Source organism: Stenotrophomonas sp. 1L-E-5-B-C3, assembly GCF_057292075.1.
Window position 1 is genome coordinate 1 of sequence record NZ_JBXAWS010000015.1, and the last position, 16021, is coordinate 16021.

The following is a 16021-nucleotide window of genomic DNA, read 5'->3' on the forward strand; positions in this document are numbered from 1 at the left end:
GCCTCTTTGGCGACCTGCAGTTTGAAACGCGCGTCGTATCTGTTCATGTATCCCTCGGGGTTGGATCTGGTGTCCAATTCCCGGGGGTCACTTCACCCCCTGGGGGCTTGGCCGCGGCATCCATGCCGCGGACACCCCCGCGAACCCACCCCGCCCGGCCTATGACAGTTTCCGTGGGCGTCCAGCCACGGAAAAGAAAAAGAAAAGCAAAAGCGGGTCGCTTCGCTGCGCTTGCTCTGGTGACGACCAACGGTCGTCACCCACCACAAGCAAGACACGTATCAACCAAGGTCGACACCCACCAACAGCAGTGCAGTACGCAGTCCCGGCAGATCGCGGGAACCTGTCGAAGGCGGGGCGCTGTGGGCTTGCGGGGTGTGAGCCGCATGGATGCGGCGACCAAGCCCCCATGGACGGGTTTACGGCGGCCCCGCAAGCCCACAGCGCCCCGCCTCCCCTCAGGAAGCCAGCCTTTGACGTTGACGTTGCTTCGGCTTCGGCGGGTGCAGGGCGCAGCCCTGCCGAACAACATCCCTCAGTAACGCGGCCGGCCTTCTTCCAGCACCTGGCGCAGGAACGGCACGGTGATCCGCCGCTTCGCCGCCAGCGACTCACGGTCCAGCCAGTCCAGCAGCGTGATCAACCCACCCAGCTCGCGCCCGGTATGCGACAGCAGCCACTCGATGGATGCCTCGTCGATCGCCAGCCCACGCCGCAGCGCGCGCTCGCGCAGCACCGCGGCCCGCCCTTCCTCGTCCAGCGGCTGCAGCAGCACGCGCACGCACTGGCCCAGCCGCGAACGCAGGTCCGGCAGTACCAGGCCCAGTTCGCCCGGCGCCTTCTGCGCCGTGTACAGCACGGTCACGCCGGCAGCGCGCGCGCGGTTGTGGAAATCGAACAGCGCGATCTCGTCCTCGCGGTTGCCGGCAATCTCATCCAGGCCGTCCAGCGCCACCAGCTCGCGCGCCTCCAGCCCATCCAGTGCCGCGCGCACGCGGCCGGCGGCGCTGGCCAGCGGTACATAGGTCGGCAGCCGGCCAGCCTGCTCCGCGCTGGAACACATCGCCAGCGCCTGATGGGTCTTGCCGGTGCCCGCCGCGCCTTCCAGGTAGACCCAATCATGGCTGGCGCCGACCGCGATCGCACGCAGCTGCGCCAGCGCACCGTCCGGCGCGCCGATGAAGGTCTCCAGGCGCTGGTCCCGCGGGTAATGCAGGGCCAGCGGCAGTTGCGGCACACCCATCACTTCAGGTCGGGGCCCTTGTCGGTCGGGAGGATGATATGGGGCTGGTCGACCACGCCATCAAGCACGATCGCCGGCTTCTCACCCACGTACAGTTCACTCTGGCGATAACGCTGGTGCGCGTAGCGCAGCAGCACGTTGGTCACCGCTGCCACCGGCAGCGCCAGCAGCATGCCGAGGAAGCCGAACAGCTGGCCGCCGGCCATCACCGCGAAGATCACCGCCACCGGGTGCAGGCCGATCTTGTCGCCAACGATGCGCGGGGTCAGCACGTAGCTTTCCAGCAACTGGCCCACGGTGAACACCACACCGACCAGGATCAGCAGCTTCAGGTCGAAGCCCTGCGCCTGCACCAGCGCGGCCACGATGGCCATCAGGATGCCGGTGGTCGCGCCCAGGTAGGGAATGAAACTGATCAGGCCGGCAATCAGGCCGATCAACAGGCCCAGCTTGAGGCCGACCAGCGACAGGCCACCGGCATAGATCACGCCCAGCGCCAGCATCACCAGGAACTGCCCGCGGATGAACGCACCCAGCACTTCGTTGGATTCACGCGCCAGCGCGCTGATGGTGCCGATCTGGTTGCGCGGGATCACCGACGCGACCCGCTCGACCAGCTTGTCCCAGTCACGCAGGAAGTAGAACGCCAGGATCGGCAGCAGCAGGATGTTGACCACCCAGGTCACCATCGCGAAGCCCGAGCGCGAGACGTAACCCATGAACGTGGTGGCAAAGCCGCCGGCCTGCTGCCAGTGGCTGCGTACCCATTCGATCAGGCGGTCCGGATCCATCCACTGCATCACTTCCAGGCCGGTCTTCTGCTCGAACCAGGGAATGCCCTTTTCCATCAACCACGCCTGTGCCTGCGGCGCGACCGCGATCAGGGTGGTGATCTGGCGCTCGATCATCGGCACCAGCACCAGCAGCAGCGCCACGATCACCAGCACCATCGCCGCGAACACCAGCACCACGCCGGTCATGCGCGAGCGGCCGGTGGCCTCGATGCGGTCCACCAGCGGGTCGCCCAGCCAGGCCAGCGCCAGCGCCAGCACGAACGGGGTCAGGATCGGTGCCAGCAACCAGACGATCCAGCCGATCAGGCCGGCGAACAGGATGTACTTCAGCCGGCGCAGGAACTGCGCGATTTCCGCTTCCGGGGTCAGGGTCATCGCAGGCGGTACTCGTTGCTGACAGGCGGGGCCACCGGGGTGCCAGTGGTGTCATCGATGGGCGTCGGCAGCGCCGGCAGCGGCGCACTCGGCACCAGCACGCCGTTGTCGCCCAGCATGCGGTTGAAGCCGGCCAGGCCGGTGGTCATCTCCAGGTTCAGCTCCAGCTGGCTGGCAGAGGCGTGCAGCGGGGTGACGTTGCGCACCACCGGTACCTCGCGCAGGCCGGCAGCCAGGCGCAGGTAGTCGTCGGCGCTGTTGATGCCGGTGACCACCACCCGGTAGGTGCCGGCCTGGCCCACGGCCGCGCCGGCCTTGGCATAGCGCTTGACCAGCGCATCGGCGGCACCATCGGCACCGGCCGCCATCGCGCGCATCGCGTTGGCGTCCTTGCTGGTCCACTTGTTCAGCTCACGGCCGTTGTCGACGAACACCCAGTCCGCCTGCCAGCCGCCGTTGGCGCGGTACAGCTTGCCGATCAGCTGCATCGGCGGCGAGTAGCGCGAAGAGGCGCGGGCCACGGCGGCGCTGTCCTGGCGCCAGATGGCACCGGCCAGTGCCTGTTCGGCGGCACCACCGCTGGGCAGGCCCAGCTTGTAGCCGCGCTCGATGGCGCGGTTCAGCAATGGGCGGGCGGCGTTGGCCTGCTGCACGCTGACCAGGCGCGGACCGCTGCCGTCGTCGACGGCCAGCCACAGCACCGGCTTCGGTCGCGGCTGCGGCCACAACGGCAGGCCCAGCGCCGACACCAGCGAATCAACGTCATCCTCGCGGAAGCGGGCGACCAGCAGCGTCCGGAAGCTTGGGGCACCTCCAGCGCCCACGCTCTGGTCCTGCTTGTAGTCGTAGCTGGCCACGTAATCCTTGGCATTGCGCAGCGCCTGCGCCACGCCAGGGCGCGACATCACGCTGCGATCCCCGGACAATTTGCCCAGTACAACGCTCAAGGCGCGGGCCAGGGCGCCGTTGCGATCGGCCTCGGCTTGGCTGTTGACGGGCACTTCGGCCTCGTACGCGCCACTGGCGGTGGCGACATCACCCTCGGTGCGAAGGCCGCTCTGGGCCATCGTGGCCACCGGCAGGCTCAGCGCAAGGAGCAGGGTCAAAATCAGGCTGCGGCGCATCAGGACATCCATTGGCTCGACGTATCCGGGGGAATTGTTGCCCGAATACGGCCTTTGCGCCAATGCGGCCTGTTAAAATCGCCCGTTCAACCCCTGCCAGCGCCGACGCCCGTGACCAACACCCCGTCTTCCGCCCCTTCCCCCCTCACCTACCGTGACGCGGGTGTCGACATCGACGCCGGCAACGAGCTGGTCGAGCGGATCAAGCCCCTGGTCAAGCGCAGCTTCCGCCCGGAAGTGATGGGCGGCCTGGGCGGCTTCGGCGCCCTGTTCGACTTGTCCAACAAGTACCGCGAGCCGGTGCTGGTGTCGGGTACCGACGGCGTGGGCACCAAGCTGAAGCTGGCCCACCAGCTGAACCGCCACGATACGATCGGCATCGACCTGGTCGCCATGTGCGTGAACGACGTGCTGGTGCAGGGCGCCGAGCCGCTGTTCTTCCTGGACTACTTCGCCACCGGCAAGCTGGACATCGACACCGCCGCGGCGGTCGTGGGCGGCATCGCCAACGGCTGCACCGAGGCCGGCTGCGCGCTGATCGGCGGCGAAACCGCTGAAATGCCCGACATGTATGCCCCGGGCGAGTACGACCTGGCCGGCTTCACCGTCGCCGCGGTCGAGAAGAGCGAGCTGAAGGATGGCGCCAGCGTGGCTGCCGGCGACGTGCTGATCGGCATCGCTTCGTCCGGCCCGCATTCCAACGGCTACTCGCTGGTGCGCCGCATCTACGACCGTGCCGGCCGCCCGGCCGAGCTGGAGCTGGAAGGCGGCGTGAAGCTGGTCGACGCGCTGATGGCACCGACCCGGCTGTACGTCAAGCCGATCCTGTCGCTGCTGAAGTCGCACGGCGCGGCCATCCACGGCATGGCCCACATCACCGGTGGCGGCCTGACCGAAAACATCATCCGCGTGGTACCTGAAGGCCTCGGTCTGGACATCCAGGCCTCGTCCTGGACCCTGCCGCCGGTGTTCCAGTGGCTGCAGAAGGAAGGCGCGGTGGCCGACAGCGAGATGTGGCGCACCTTCAACTGCGGTATCGGCTTCGTGCTGATCGTCGCGCCGGACCAGGTCGCTGCCGTGTCCGAGGCGGTCAAGGCCCAGGGCCTGGACCACTGGACCATCGGCCAGGTGGTCACCGCTGAAGGCGCCGAGCGCGTCCACATCGGCTGATCCCGGCAACCCAGGAGCCCGCATGGACGCAACGCCCCCCTTGTCGCCCGCCCCCGTGCCGCCGCCGCTGGCGACGGTACCGGTGTTCAGCACTCAGGATGCCGACCACCTGCGCATGCTGGCCATCGCGCACTACGTGGTCGGCGGCCTGATCGCGCTGTTCTCGCTGATCTTCATCATCCACATCGTGCTGGGCATCACCGCGCTCACCGGCAACCTGCCGATGAATTCCGGCGGCCAGCCGTCGTCGCCGGCCGAGCAGCGCCTGTTCGGCTGGATGTTCACCATCATCGGCTGCGTCATCGTGTTCGGTGGCGTCACCCTGGGCGCGTTCGTGGCCTATGCCGGCCGCTGCCTGACCCGCCGCCGCCGCTACCTGCTGTGCCTGATCGTGGCCGGCCTGGCCTGCTTGTTCGCGCCAGTCGGCACCGTGCTGGGGGTGTTCAGCCTGATCACCCTGCTGCGTCCGCAGGTCAAGGCCGCCTTCGACCTTCCCGCCACGCCCGCATGACCGCCTCCGGCAATCCGCCGCCGCTGCCGCGGCAGACCCTGGCGCAGCTGCAACTGGCCAGCCATCTGCAGACGCTGAAAGTGCTGTTCTACGCGTTGGCCGGCTTCCATTGGTTCGCCACAGTGGCCTTCCTCGGCCTCAGCGGCTGGGTGGCCCACTCACGCGGGCTGGACGATGCCTGGATGCTGACCACGGTCTATGCCTCGATCGCCGTGCTGGCGGCCGTGCTGGGGTTCGTGCAGCTGCATACCGCGCGCCTGTTGACGGCCCGCACCGGGCTGGCCTGGTGCCGGCGCGCGGCGTGGCTGGCGCTGCTGGCCGGTCCGCTGGGCATGGCCCTGGCCGCCTATGCCTGGGTGTTCCTGTCCAAGTCGGAAATGGCCGCGCTGTTCGACCGCGGCGACCACCTCAGCGTCTGAGCCGGCAGGCAGACGAACCATCCCCCTTTCGATCGACCCGACATGTCCTCGCCTGCCATCGCCACTACCGCCGCTGCAACCGCCTACCGTTTCTCCGGCCCCAAGAAGCTGGCCTTCGCCGCCGTACTGGCGGTGTTCGCGATCAGCTGGGTCCATCCGCTGTGGCCGATCGAGCAGGCCCTGCACAGCACCCTGACCGTGATCGGCCTGGCCGCGCTGCTGTGGGTGGACCGCCGCGGCGGTTGGCTGGGCAATGGCGCCTTCATCGCGATCTGCGGCTTCATCGCCCTGCACTGCGTGGCAGCGCGCTGGCTGTATTCCAACGTGCCCTATGACGCGTGGTCGCAGGCGCTGTTCGGCTGGTCGCCCAACGCGGCGTTCGGCTGGCAGCGCAATCATTTCGACCGCCTCATCCATTTCCTGTTCGGCGTCTGCTTCACCCCCGCCCTGCTGCAGCTGGCCCGCCACGCCTGGCCGGCACTGCGGGTGGGCCAGGCCTTCACCCTGGCGGTGATGACGGTGATGTGTGCCAGCCTGGTCTACGAGTGGTTCGAGTGGGCCATCGCGCTGGCCCTGTCGCCGGATGCCGCCGAGGCCTACAACGGCCAGCAGGGCGACATGTGGGACGCGCATGCCGACATGCTGATGGCCACCGTGGGCAGCCTGCTGACCTGGCCGCTGATCCGCCGGAGTTCGCTGCAATGACCACCCCCACCCGTATCGCCGTGCTCGCCTCTGGGCGCGGCAGCAACCTGCAGGCGATCCTCGATGCCATCGGCAGCGGGCGCCTGCAGGCTGAAGTGGTCGGCGTGTTCTCCGACCGGCCCACCGCGGAGGCGCTGCAACGCGTGGCGCCTGCACTGCGCTGGGCGCATGCACCGAAGGAATTCAGCGACCGCGCTGCCTACGAGCAGGCACTGGGTGATGCCTTGGCTGCAGTTGAGCCGGACTGGATCATCTGTGCCGGCTACATGCGCATCCTCGGCGCTGGCTTCGTGCAGCGCTTCGATGGCCGCCTGGTCAACATCCATCCGTCGCTGCTGCCGCTGCACAAGGGCCTGGACACGCATGCACGGGCCCTGCAGGCCGGCGATGCCGAGCACGGTGCCAGCGTGCACCTGGTGGTGCCGGAGCTCGATGCCGGCGCCGTGCTGGCGCAGGTGCGTGTCCCGGTGCAGCCGGGCGATGACGCGGACAGCCTGGCCGCGCGCGTGCTGGCGGTAGAGCATCCGCTGTTGATCGCCACGCTGCAGCTGCTGTGTGGCGGCCGCCTGGCTGAACGGGAGGGCCAGCCCTGGCTCGACGGTCACCCCCTGTTTAGCCCATTGGCCCTAGATTCCGCCGGTAACCTGAACCGGTAACTCCATTGCACACGCCCCGCTGACTGCGGGGCTGGCATCCTGCCTCCTCCTGCGGTCCCTGTCCTCCATGAAGACCACGACCCTGTTGTCCACTTCACTGCTGCTGTCGCTTGCCGTGCTTCCCGCCGTGGGCTGGAGCCAGGCGCAGGCGCCCGCCACCCCGCCGGCACCCGTGCCCGTGGCGCAGCCGCCCGCCGAACCGGCCGTACCGATGCCGGCGGCGCTGGCCTGGGAGCCGCCGCCGCTGCAGCCGTTCAGCGCCACTTACCAGGCCTTCTACAAGGGCAAGGAGGCCGGCGATGCCAGCATGCAGGTCACCCATACCGGCGGCAGCCAGTGGCGGGTGGACATGCAGGTGGTCGGTCGCCGCGGCTTCGCCAGCGTGCTCGGCCTGAACATCGAGCAGAGCACGGTGTTCGAGGAGCGCAGTGGCATCTATGCACCGCTGAGCCAGAGCACCGTGCGCAAGGGCCTGTTTCTCGGCAAGAAGGCCGTGGGCACCTACAACTGGCAGGCCGGCACCGCGCAGTGGAGCGGTGACGTGAAAAAGGAGCGCGCGCAACCGATCCCGCTGCAGGCGGGTGACCAGAGCGCGCTGCTGATCAATCTGGCGATCATGCGCGATGCCCGCCCGGGTGCCGCCATGCACTACCGCTACGTGGACATGGGCAAGGTCCGTCAGCACGACTACCAGGCCGCAGCACAGACCGAGAACGTCGAGGTCGGTGACCTGTCCTACAACGCGCTGCGGGTCTATCGGACCAACGGCGGCAACAACGAAACCATTCTCTGGATCGCCAACGGTGTCCCCACCCCGGTGCGCATCCTGCAACGCGAGGACGGCGAAGATCGCGTCGATCTGCGCCTGATCGAATACCAAGGAGTCTGAGCATGAACACCCTGACCCGCCCCCTCACCTGGATCGCAGCGGCCGCACTGACCGTGGCCAGCCTGCCGGCCATGGCGCTGGAACCGTTCAAGGCCGATTACCTGGCCAGCTACATGGGCATGCAGGCCAACGGCACCATGACCCTGGCCAGCGAAGGTGCCAACAAGTGGCGCTACAGCCTGCAGGTGAAGAACCAGCTGGCCGACCTCAGCCAGAGCACGGTGTTCGAGGAAGTGCGTGGCCAGCTGCGCCCGCTCAGCAGCCAGGACCGTTCGGCGCTGCTGGTGAAGAAGCGCAACGTGCAGGCCAACTACAACTGGAGCAGCAACCAGGCCACCTGGACCGGCGACATCAAGCCGGACCGCGCTGGACCGATCGCGTTGAAGGCCGGTGACATGGACGCGTTGCTGATCAACCTGGCGATCGCCCGTGACCTGGCCGCCGGCAAGCCGCTGACCTATCGCATGGTCGACGAAGGCCGCATCAAGAACATGACCTATCGCGTGATCGGCAAGGAGTCGATCACCGTGGCCGGCAAGAGCTATGAAGCCACCAAGGTCTCGCGTGCCGACGGCAACAAGGAACTGATCGCCTGGATCGTGCCCGAGTTCCCGGTGCCGGCGCGCATGCTGCAGCGTGAAAGCGGCCGCGATGCGCTGGACCTGACCATCAGGGCGATGAACTGATTGCAGGGGTCGGATCCCTTCCCCGGGAAGGGCTCTGACCCCGGTTGCGACATGGTGGGGTCAGAGCCCTTTCCGTCGGAAAGGGATCCGACCCCGCGCAAAAGAAACGCCCGCTTTCGCGGGCGTTTTCTTATTTCTTCGCTTCAGCCGGCTTCTGTTCCTCGGCCGGTTTGAACTCGGTCCGGCAATCCACCCGGATCTGCTCGCCGCTGCTGCGCCAGACAAAGGTCCGGCAATGGCGGCTGCCGTCCTGGCTGTCATTGACCGACACCGCATAGAACGACTGGATGATCTCGTCACGCGAGACCGTGCCGTCGCCGTTCCAGTCCATGTCCTTCTGCTCGATGCCCTGGGTGATGGCCAGGTTGGCGTACCAGGCATAGCCCAGCCACGCCAGCACGATCAGCACCAGCGCCAGCAGCGCCTTGCGACGCGGGCTGAACCTCCCGCGCAGGATCATGGCACGCGCCGGATGGTGGCACCGAGCGAAGACAGCTTCTCTTCGATGTTCTCGTAGCCACGATCAAGGTGGTAGATGCGGTCGATGGTGGTCTCGCCGCTGGCCATCAGGCCAGCCAGGATCAGCGAGGCCGACGCACGCAGGTCGGTGGCCATCACCGGCGCGCCGCTCAGGTGTTCGTTGCCACGCACGATGGCGGTATGGCCTTCGACCTGGATGTCCGCGCCCAGGCGCAGCAGTTCGTTGACGTGCATGAAACGGTTCTCGAAGATCGTTTCGTTGATCACGCCAACGCCATCGGCCACGCAGTTGAGCGCCATGAACTGCGCCTGCATGTCGGTCGGGAACGCCGGGTACGGCGCGGTGCTCAGGTTGACCGCCTTCGGCCGCTTGCCCTGCATGTCTAGGGTGATGGTGTCGTCGGTGGTCTCGATCTTCGCGCCCGCTTCGACCAGCTTGGACAACACTGCGTCCATGGTGTTCGGGCGCGCACGGTTGACCGTGACCTTGCCACCGGTCATCGCCGCGGCCACCAGGAAGGTACCGGTCTCGATGCGGTCGGGCAGCACTTCATGGCGGCCGCCGGACAGGCGCTCGACGCCTTCGATCACCAGGCGGGCAGTGCCCAGGCCTTCGATCTTCGCGCCCAGTGCGATCAGGCAGTGCGCCAGATCAGTCACTTCCGGCTCCATCGCGCAGTTGTCGAGGATGGTGGTGCCTTCAGCCAGCACCGCGCCCATCAGCACGTTCTCGGTACCGGTGACGCTGACCATGTCGAAGGTGAAGTGGCCACCCTTCAGGCGCTTGGCGGTGGCCTTGATGAAGCCGTTCTCGACCACGATCTCGGCACCCAGCGCCTGCAGGCCCTTGATGTGCTGGTCGACCGGACGCGAACCGATCGCGCAGCCGCCGGGCAGCGACACTTCCGCCGCGCCGAAACGCGCCAGCAGCGGGCCCAGCACCAGGATCGAGGCGCGCATGGTCTTGACCAGCTCGTACGGCGCAACGTGCTGGTTGACCGAACGCGGGTCGACCACGATCGCGCTGCCGCGCGACAGCGTGCCCTGGTCGATGGTCACTTTCGCGCCCAGTTCGCCCAGCAGCTTCACCGTGGTGACCACGTCGTGCAGGTGCGGCACGTTGGTGATCTCCACCGGCTCGTCGGCCAGCAGGGTCGCGCAGAGAATGGGGAGGACGGCGTTCTTGGCGCCGGAGATGCTTACTTCACCGTGCAGCGCAGCGCCGCCGGTCACAACGATCTTGGCCATGTATTCGGGATCTTCTGCGGTTCAGCCGGCTTCGGCCGGGGTCACGGTTTTCAGTGCCAGCGCGTGGATCGCGCCGCCCATCAGGTCGCCCAGAGTGGCATACACCATGCGGTGGCGTGCCAGCGGCATCTTGCCGGCGAAGGCGTCACAGACCACGGTCGCTTCGAAATGCACGCCATCGTCGCCCTGCACGTCGGCGCGGGCGCCGGGCAGGCCGGTTTCGATCAGATTGCGGATGGTGTCGGCGTCCAACGGGCTTTCCTAATAAAATGTACGTCCATTCTACTTCCGCTGCGTGGCGTCCGCATGGCCGAATCCCTGTTGCCCCCCCGTTCCGTCGACCCTGCCGGCCTGGTCGCCAGTGGCCGCCGCGTGTTCGAGATCGAGCGGCAGGCGCTGGATGCCGTGGCCGACCGCCTCGGCGAGGCCTTCCAGCAGGCCTGCCAGGCGATCCTGGCCAGCCGCGGCCGGGTGGTCGCCACCGGCATGGGCAAGTCCGGGCATATCGCCCGCAAGATCGCCGCCACCCTGGCCTCCACCGGGACCCCGGCCTTCTACGTGCACCCGGGCGAGGCCGGCCATGGCGACCTCGGCATGATCACCGAGGACGACGTGGTGCTGGCGCTGTCCTATTCGGGCGAGTCGGACGAAGTGCTAATGCTGCTGCCGGTGCTCAAGCGCCAGGGCAACGTGCTGATTTCCATGACCGGGCGCCCGCAGTCCAGCCTGGGCACCGCCGCCGACATCCATCTGGACGTCAGCGTACCGGCCGAGGCCTGCCCGCTGGCGCTGGCCCCGACCTCCAGCACCACCGCCTCGCTGGCGATGGGCGATGCGCTGGCGGTGGCCCTGCTCGATGCGCGCGGCTTCACCGCCGATGACTTCGCCCGCTCGCACCCGGCCGGCAGCCTCGGCCGCCGCCTGCTGCTGCACATCACCGACGTCATGCACACCGGCGACGACCTGCCCAGCGTCGGCGCCGGCGCCAGCCTCAGCGAAGCACTGATGGAGATGAGCCGCAAACGGCTCGGCATGACCGCCGTGGTCGACGCGGACGGTGTGCTGATCGGCCTGTTCACCGACGGCGACCTGCGCCGTGCGCTGGACAGCGCGCTGGACGTACGCACGGCGAAGATCGCCGATGTGATGACCCGCAACCCGCGCACCATCGGTGCCGACCAGCTGGCGGTCGAGGCCGCGCGCCTGATGGAAACCCACAAGATCACCGGCCTGATCGTGGTCGATGGCCAGGGCCGCGCGGTCGGTGCCCTGAACATTCATGACCTGTTGCGGGCGCGGGTGGTTTAACCGACAGTCCGTAGACCCCATTCAGTCTGTAACGCCGCACCCGCCCCCACCGAGCCTGCCGCCCTGATGCCCTGGTCCCCCCTGCCCGCCTTCCCCGCCCACCTGCATGCCGCCGCGGCCCGTATCCGCCTGGCCTGCTTCGACGTGGACGGCACCCTCACCGACGGTCAGCTGTACTACGACAAGGACGGCAACGAGAGCAAGGCGTACTTCGTGCAGGACGGCCTGGGCCTGAAACTGCTGCAGCAGCACGGCATCCACCCCGTGCTGATCACCGCGCGCAACAGCCAGTCCGCGCTCAGGCGCGGCGCCGACCTCGGCATCGATACCCAGATTGCCGTGGGCGACAAACTGGCCAGCGTGCAGGCCCTGTGTGCCCAGCACGGCATCGGCCTGGAACAGGTGGCGTTCATGGGCGATGACCTGCCTGACCTGGCACCGCTGGGCGCGGTCGGACTGGCGGTGGCGCCGGCCAACGCGCATCCGTGGATCGCCGAGCGCGTGCACTGGCAGACCCGTGCCGACGGCGGCCGTGGTGCTGCACGCGAGCTGTGCGACGTCCTGCTGGCCGCACAGGGCCATGTCGATGCGGTGCTGGCGAGGTTCGGCGCATGAATGCTCCTTCGCTCAACTGGCGCACCCTCCTCGGCATCGGCCTGCTGCTGGCGGCCCTGCTCAGCAGCTGGGCGGCGCTGCGCAACCGCGACAAGGGGCCGGCCAATGACGGCAAGGAAGTCGGCGTGGACTACATCCTGCACGACTTCCAAATCGTCGCCCTGGATGAGCACGGCAAGGAGTCCACCACCCTGCGTGCACCGCTGCTGGAGCGCCAGCGCGGCGACCAGACCATCAACATCGCTACCCCGCTGTTCGAGATGCCGGACAAGGATGGCAAGCACTGGACCCTGCGCGCCGAGACCGGTTGGCTCAGCGCCAAGGGCGATGAGATGAAGCTGCGCGGCAACGTGGCTGGCGACAGCCCGGCCGCACCGGGCACCGTGCCGACCACCTTCCGCACCGACCACCTGGACGTGTTCCCCAAGGAGAACCGCGCCCGTACCGATGCCCTGGTGACCATGACCCGCCCCGGCATGGAACAGTCCGGCGTGGGCTTCGAGGTGGATTCGAAGAACAACACGTATCATTTCCTCAGCCAGTCCAAGGGCCGCTACACGCCCAAGCACTGATTCCGCCGCCAGCCTGCGACGTCTCCGGACAGGCGCAAGGCCGGCAGCCCCACCCGCACGCCCCCGGTCCACCCGGGAGGCCCCCACCGGTAGAACGGACCCCGATGAAGATTCCCTTTGCAGCCGTACTCGCGCTTGGTCTTCTTGTCCCCAGCGCCGCCTTCGCCAAGTCCACCGACCGCAACGAAGACATGCACATCGATTCCGGCGCGCAGTCGGGCATGCTCACCGGCGACGGCAAGACTGTGCTGTCGCAGGGCGTGGTCATCACCCAGGGCACGCTGGACCTGCGCTCGTCCGAGGCCGAGATCTACCTCAAGGACGGCGAAGCGGTGCGCGTGGTGTTCACCGGCAAGCAGGCCAAGATGAAGCAGCAGCTCGACGATGGCACCTGGATGGATGCCCTGGCCGACCGCATCGACTACGACATCAAGACCGAGATCATCACCCTGACCGGCAACTACAAGGTCACCAGCGCGCGCGGCACCAATGCCGGCCAGCGCATGGTCTACAACACCCGCAGCGGTGAAATGAACTCCGGCGGCGACGGCAGCCGCGTGCGCACCGTCATTCCGCCGAAGAACAAGACGCCGGCGGCACCGGCCGCACAGCCCAAGGCCAGCACGCCGGCAGCACCGGCCGGGAGCAAGAAGTAATGCTCGTCGCCAAGGGCCTGCGCAAGCGCTACAAGCAACGCGAAGTCGTCAAGGATTTCGGGTTGACCCTCGATGCCGGTGAAGTGGTCGGCCTGCTCGGCCCGAACGGCGCCGGCAAGACCACCTGCTTCTACATGATCGTCGGCCTGGTCGCCGCCGATGCCGGCAGCATCGTGCTTGACGGCAAGGACATCACCGGTGACCCGATGTACACCCGCGCCAAGCAGGGCGTGGGTTACCTGCCGCAGGAACCGTCGGTGTTCCGCAAGTTGAGCGTGGCCGACAACATCCGCCTGGTGCTGGAACTGCGCGAGAACCTCGATTCGAAGGGCCGCGAGCGCGAATTGAACAGCCTGCTCGACGAACTGCAGCTGGGCCACGTGGCCGACCAGCTCGGTGCCAGCCTGTCCGGCGGCGAGCGCCGCCGTTGCGAGATCGCCCGCGCACTGGCAGCACAACCGCGCCTGATCCTGCTCGACGAGCCGTTCGCCGGCGTCGATCCGATTTCGGTCGGCGAGATCCAGCGCATCGTCACCCACCTCAAGCAGCGTGGCATCGGCGTGCTGATCACCGACCACAACGTGCGCGAGACCTTGGGAATCTGCGACCGCGCGTATATCCTCGCCGAGGGCAGCGTGCTGGCCCAAGGCTCGCCGGAAGCGATCCTGGACAACGCCGACGTGCGTCGCGTCTACCTTGGGGATTCCTTCAAGCTGTGACGGCTAGCGCCGGGTCCCTCTCCTTCCTTTCGGCACAGGCATGAAGACTCGGCTGCAGACATCGTTGGGACAGCAGCTGGTGCTCACGCCCCAGCTGCAACAGGCGATCAAGCTGCTGCAGATGTCCAGCACCGAGCTGGAACTGGAAATCGCGCAGGCAGTGGAAAGCAATCCACTGCTGGACTGGGCCGACAGCAGCGACAGCAGCAGCGCCGCCAACGAAACCAGTGACAACCCCGACGGCGATGCAGCGGCCGAACGTGCCGACAACGGCGACGACTGGGCGCCGGCCGAACTGGACTGGAGCGCGGCCGGCAGCGGCGGCAGCTTCGACGATGACGACGATACCGGCAGTGCCGCCGAACGCGTGGCCGAAACCGAAACCCTGGCCGATCATCTGCTGTGGCAGCTGCACCTGTCGCACCTGACCGCACGTGATCGCAGCATCGGTGCCGCACTGATCGATGCACTGGACGACGATGGCTACCTGCGCGAACCGCTGGCAGGCATCGCCGAAACCCTGCTGCCGGCCATCCATGCCGACCAGGACGAGATTCTTGCCGTGCTGCACCGGATCCAGCGTTTCGATCCGGTCGGCGCGGCCGCGCGCACCCTCGGCGAATGCCTGCAGCTGCAGCTGGAGGTGCTGGACGACACCACACCGGGCCTGGCATTGGCGCGACAGATTGCCGCGGGCCCGCTGGAACGGTTGCCGCGCAGCGGCGTGGCCGGGCTGGCCCACGAGTTGAAACTGCCGCTGGCCGAGGTCGAGACTGCAGTGACCCTGCTGCGTTCGCTGGATCCTCGGCCGGGCACGCAGATCGCCCCCCTGTCGCAGGACACCTACGTGGTACCCGATGTCGTGGTGTGGCGGCAGAACGGCGTGTGGCGCGCTGCACTGGCCGCGCATGCCGGGCCAAGGGTGGTGATCCACCGCGGCTACGAACAGCTGATCCGCCGCTGTGGCGAGGCCGATGCCGGCTACCTGCGTGCACAGCTGCAGGAAGCGCGCTGGCTGCTGAAAGGGCTGCAGCAGCGTGGCGAAACCCTGCTGCGCGTCGTGCGCAGCCTGATCCTGCAACAGGCTGGCTTCCTTGAATTCGGCGAACAGGCGCTGCGCCCTCTGACACTGCGCGAGATCGCCGCCGAGCTCGGCCTGCACGAATCGACGGTGTCGCGCGCGATTGCCCGCAAGCACGTGCGTACGCCACGCGGCACCCTGCCCCTGCGCGCCTTCTTCGCCTCCGGCATCGACACCGAAGGCGGCGGCGAGGCCTCCAGCACGGCCATCCAGGCGATGATCCGACGCCTGATCGACGACGAGAACCCACGCAAGCCGCTTTCTGACGCCAAGCTGGCTGACCTGCTCAAATCGTCGGGAATTCCAGTAGCGCGGCGCACCGTGGCGAAGTATCGTGAAGCCATGAACATCTCCGCCTCGCACGAAAGGGTCAGAATCGCTTGACGCGCCGCCGCGCCCGGCGGAGAGGTTCATTGGCACATCCGAACACAGGAGAAACCCGATGCGCATCGAAACGTTTGGCAAAGATGTCGAAGTCACCCCGGCCCTGCAGTCCTATGTAGAGGAGAAGCTGGCCCGGATCGGCAAACACTTCGACCAGCACTGCGAAGCGCGGGTGACCCTCAAGCTGCAGAAGACCGAACACCACGTCGACGCCAGCCTCAACATTCCCGGCCAGACCCTGCACGCCGAGGCCAATGCCCAGACCATGTATGCCGCGATCGACCTGCTTGCGGACAAGCTTGACCGTCTGGTGATCAAGCACAAGGAGAAAAAACAGCAGCACGCGCCACTGCCGGTGGGCGACAATGGTGGCTGATCGCCACCGT

General features: G+C 67.5%; 20 protein-coding genes. 14 read left to right on the plus strand and 6 right to left on the minus strand.

Annotated elements, in window-relative coordinates:
• Positions 1-535: 535 nt before the first annotated feature.
• Genes hda through AC0Z6F_RS17095 form a run of 3 tightly spaced genes read right to left on the minus strand, consistent with a single transcriptional unit; the run spans position 536 to position 3548 of the window.
• A complete protein-coding gene (gene hda, locus AC0Z6F_RS17085; protein WP_012510296.1) occupies positions 536-1243 on the minus strand; it encodes a DnaA regulatory inactivator Hda in 708 nt (235 codons plus the stop codon).
• The gene (locus AC0Z6F_RS17090; protein WP_004147375.1) at positions 1243-2412 is read right to left on the minus strand and encodes an AI-2E family transporter; all 1170 of its coding nucleotides are present in this window, start codon (positions 2410-2412) and stop codon (positions 1243-1245) included. Before AC0Z6F_RS17090 ends, hda begins: the two co-directional genes overlap by 1 nt.
• Positions 2409-3548, minus strand: a complete 1140-nt coding sequence (locus AC0Z6F_RS17095; RefSeq protein WP_041864482.1) for a DUF2066 domain-containing protein — start codon at positions 3546-3548, stop codon at positions 2409-2411. Before AC0Z6F_RS17095 ends, AC0Z6F_RS17090 begins: the two co-directional genes overlap by 4 nt.
• A 99-nt stretch (positions 3549-3647) precedes the next feature.
• Here AC0Z6F_RS17095 and purM point away from each other — a divergent pair, with 99 nt between their 5' ends.
• The 7 genes from purM (at position 3648) to AC0Z6F_RS17130 (ending at position 8572) form a co-directional block, all read left to right on the plus strand.
• A complete protein-coding gene (purM, locus tag AC0Z6F_RS17100) occupies positions 3648-4706 on the plus strand; it encodes a phosphoribosylformylglycinamidine cyclo-ligase (RefSeq protein ID WP_012510294.1) in 1059 nt (352 codons plus the stop codon).
• Between the two features lie 22 nt (positions 4707-4728).
• Positions 4729-5217: a hypothetical protein gene (locus AC0Z6F_RS17105; protein ID WP_065722557.1), complete on the plus strand. Its 489-nt coding sequence runs from the start codon at positions 4729-4731 to the stop codon at positions 5215-5217.
• Entirely contained in the window at positions 5214-5636 is a 423-nt protein-coding gene (locus AC0Z6F_RS17110; RefSeq protein WP_485617946.1) for a hypothetical protein, read from the plus strand. The genes AC0Z6F_RS17105 and AC0Z6F_RS17110 overlap by 4 nt, the downstream gene beginning before the upstream one ends.
• Before the next feature lie 42 nt (positions 5637-5678).
• On the plus strand, positions 5679-6341 hold the full coding sequence (locus AC0Z6F_RS17115) for a DUF2238 domain-containing protein (protein ID WP_485617948.1): 663 nt from the start codon (positions 5679-5681) through the stop codon (positions 6339-6341).
• Positions 6338-6997: a phosphoribosylglycinamide formyltransferase gene (gene purN / locus AC0Z6F_RS17120; RefSeq protein ID WP_485617950.1), complete on the plus strand. Its 660-nt coding sequence runs from the start codon at positions 6338-6340 to the stop codon at positions 6995-6997. The genes AC0Z6F_RS17115 and purN overlap by 4 nt, the downstream gene beginning before the upstream one ends.
• Before the next feature lie 67 nt (positions 6998-7064).
• Complete coding sequence (locus tag AC0Z6F_RS17125; protein WP_485617952.1) at positions 7065-7886, plus strand: DUF3108 domain-containing protein; 822 nt, start codon at positions 7065-7067, stop codon at positions 7884-7886.
• Positions 7887-7888: 2 nt separating this feature from the next.
• On the plus strand, positions 7889-8572 hold the full coding sequence (locus AC0Z6F_RS17130; RefSeq protein ID WP_004147349.1) for a DUF3108 domain-containing protein: 684 nt from the start codon (positions 7889-7891) through the stop codon (positions 8570-8572).
• Positions 8573-8702: 130 nt separating this feature from the next.
• On the opposite strand, the gene AC0Z6F_RS17135 is transcribed toward AC0Z6F_RS17130, so the two are convergent.
• From AC0Z6F_RS17135 to AC0Z6F_RS17145, 3 genes are read right to left on the minus strand one after another with little or no spacing between them, the layout of a single operon-like run.
• Positions 8703-9032, minus strand: coding sequence for a hypothetical protein (locus tag AC0Z6F_RS17135; protein ID WP_004147332.1), 330 nt, complete (start codon positions 9030-9032; stop codon positions 8703-8705).
• The gene (gene murA / locus AC0Z6F_RS17140; protein WP_485617955.1) at positions 9029-10300 is read right to left on the minus strand and encodes a UDP-N-acetylglucosamine 1-carboxyvinyltransferase; all 1272 of its coding nucleotides are present in this window, start codon (positions 10298-10300) and stop codon (positions 9029-9031) included. Before murA ends, AC0Z6F_RS17135 begins: the two co-directional genes overlap by 4 nt.
• Positions 10301-10321: 21 nt before the next feature.
• Positions 10322-10552: a BolA family protein gene (locus tag AC0Z6F_RS17145; RefSeq protein ID WP_012510288.1), complete on the minus strand. Its 231-nt coding sequence runs from the start codon at positions 10550-10552 to the stop codon at positions 10322-10324.
• Positions 10553-10606: 54 nt separating this feature from the next.
• Here AC0Z6F_RS17145 and AC0Z6F_RS17150 point away from each other — a divergent pair, with 54 nt between their 5' ends.
• The 7 genes from AC0Z6F_RS17150 (at position 10607) to hpf (ending at position 16011) form a co-directional block, all read left to right on the plus strand.
• Positions 10607-11608: a KpsF/GutQ family sugar-phosphate isomerase gene (locus AC0Z6F_RS17150; protein WP_012510287.1), complete on the plus strand. Its 1002-nt coding sequence runs from the start codon at positions 10607-10609 to the stop codon at positions 11606-11608.
• A 66-nt stretch (positions 11609-11674) separates the two neighbouring features.
• On the plus strand, positions 11675-12223 hold the full coding sequence (locus tag AC0Z6F_RS17155) for a KdsC family phosphatase (protein WP_136640035.1): 549 nt from the start codon (positions 11675-11677) through the stop codon (positions 12221-12223).
• Positions 12220-12795: an LPS export ABC transporter periplasmic protein LptC gene (gene lptC, locus AC0Z6F_RS17160; protein ID WP_004147322.1), complete on the plus strand. Its 576-nt coding sequence runs from the start codon at positions 12220-12222 to the stop codon at positions 12793-12795. Before AC0Z6F_RS17155 ends, lptC begins: the two co-directional genes overlap by 4 nt.
• Positions 12796-12899: 104 nt before the next feature.
• On the plus strand, positions 12900-13451 hold the full coding sequence (lptA, locus tag AC0Z6F_RS17165) for a lipopolysaccharide transport periplasmic protein LptA (RefSeq protein ID WP_004147320.1): 552 nt from the start codon (positions 12900-12902) through the stop codon (positions 13449-13451).
• The gene (gene lptB, locus AC0Z6F_RS17170) at positions 13451-14170 is read left to right on the plus strand and encodes an LPS export ABC transporter ATP-binding protein (RefSeq protein ID WP_485617958.1); all 720 of its coding nucleotides are present in this window, start codon (positions 13451-13453) and stop codon (positions 14168-14170) included. Before lptA ends, lptB begins: the two co-directional genes overlap by 1 nt.
• A gap of 40 nt (positions 14171-14210) precedes the next feature.
• Positions 14211-15635, plus strand: a complete 1425-nt coding sequence (locus tag AC0Z6F_RS17175; RefSeq protein ID WP_012510285.1) for an RNA polymerase factor sigma-54 — start codon at positions 14211-14213, stop codon at positions 15633-15635.
• A gap of 58 nt (positions 15636-15693) precedes the next feature.
• Complete coding sequence (hpf, locus tag AC0Z6F_RS17180) at positions 15694-16011, plus strand: ribosome hibernation-promoting factor, HPF/YfiA family (protein ID WP_004147311.1); 318 nt, start codon at positions 15694-15696, stop codon at positions 16009-16011.
• The last annotated feature ends 10 nt before the right edge of the window (positions 16012-16021 follow it).

Coding starts and splice junctions, on each gene's coding strand:
- lptA (WP_004147320.1), top strand. CDS start 12,900: ATGAAGATTCCCTTTGCAGCCGTACTCGCGCTTGGTCTTCTTGTCCCC.
- lptC (WP_004147322.1), top strand. CDS start 12,220: ATGAATGCTCCTTCGCTCAACTGGCGCACCCTCCTCGGCATCGGCCTG.
- hpf (WP_004147311.1), top strand. CDS start 15,694: ATGCGCATCGAAACGTTTGGCAAAGATGTCGAAGTCACCCCGGCCCTG.
- AC0Z6F_RS17150 (WP_012510287.1), top strand. CDS start 10,607: ATGGCCGAATCCCTGTTGCCCCCCCGTTCCGTCGACCCTGCCGGCCTG.
- AC0Z6F_RS17110 (WP_485617946.1), top strand. CDS start 5,214: ATGACCGCCTCCGGCAATCCGCCGCCGCTGCCGCGGCAGACCCTGGCG.
- AC0Z6F_RS17115 (WP_485617948.1), top strand. CDS start 5,679: ATGTCCTCGCCTGCCATCGCCACTACCGCCGCTGCAACCGCCTACCGT.
- AC0Z6F_RS17135 (WP_004147332.1), bottom strand. CDS start 9,032: ATGATCCTGCGCGGGAGGTTCAGCCCGCGTCGCAAGGCGCTGCTGGCG.
- AC0Z6F_RS17125 (WP_485617952.1), top strand. CDS start 7,065: ATGAAGACCACGACCCTGTTGTCCACTTCACTGCTGCTGTCGCTTGCC.
- AC0Z6F_RS17155 (WP_136640035.1), top strand. CDS start 11,675: ATGCCCTGGTCCCCCCTGCCCGCCTTCCCCGCCCACCTGCATGCCGCC.
- hda (WP_012510296.1), bottom strand. CDS start 1,243: ATGGGTGTGCCGCAACTGCCGCTGGCCCTGCATTACCCGCGGGACCAG.
- AC0Z6F_RS17105 (WP_065722557.1), top strand. CDS start 4,729: ATGGACGCAACGCCCCCCTTGTCGCCCGCCCCCGTGCCGCCGCCGCTG.
- purN (WP_485617950.1), top strand. CDS start 6,338: ATGACCACCCCCACCCGTATCGCCGTGCTCGCCTCTGGGCGCGGCAGC.
- AC0Z6F_RS17090 (WP_004147375.1), bottom strand. CDS start 2,412: ATGACCCTGACCCCGGAAGCGGAAATCGCGCAGTTCCTGCGCCGGCTG.
- AC0Z6F_RS17130 (WP_004147349.1), top strand. CDS start 7,889: ATGAACACCCTGACCCGCCCCCTCACCTGGATCGCAGCGGCCGCACTG.
- AC0Z6F_RS17095 (WP_041864482.1), bottom strand. CDS start 3,548: ATGGATGTCCTGATGCGCCGCAGCCTGATTTTGACCCTGCTCCTTGCG.
- AC0Z6F_RS17175 (WP_012510285.1), top strand. CDS start 14,211: ATGAAGACTCGGCTGCAGACATCGTTGGGACAGCAGCTGGTGCTCACG.
- murA (WP_485617955.1), bottom strand. CDS start 10,300: ATGGCCAAGATCGTTGTGACCGGCGGCGCTGCGCTGCACGGTGAAGTA.
- lptB (WP_485617958.1), top strand. CDS start 13,451: ATGCTCGTCGCCAAGGGCCTGCGCAAGCGCTACAAGCAACGCGAAGTC.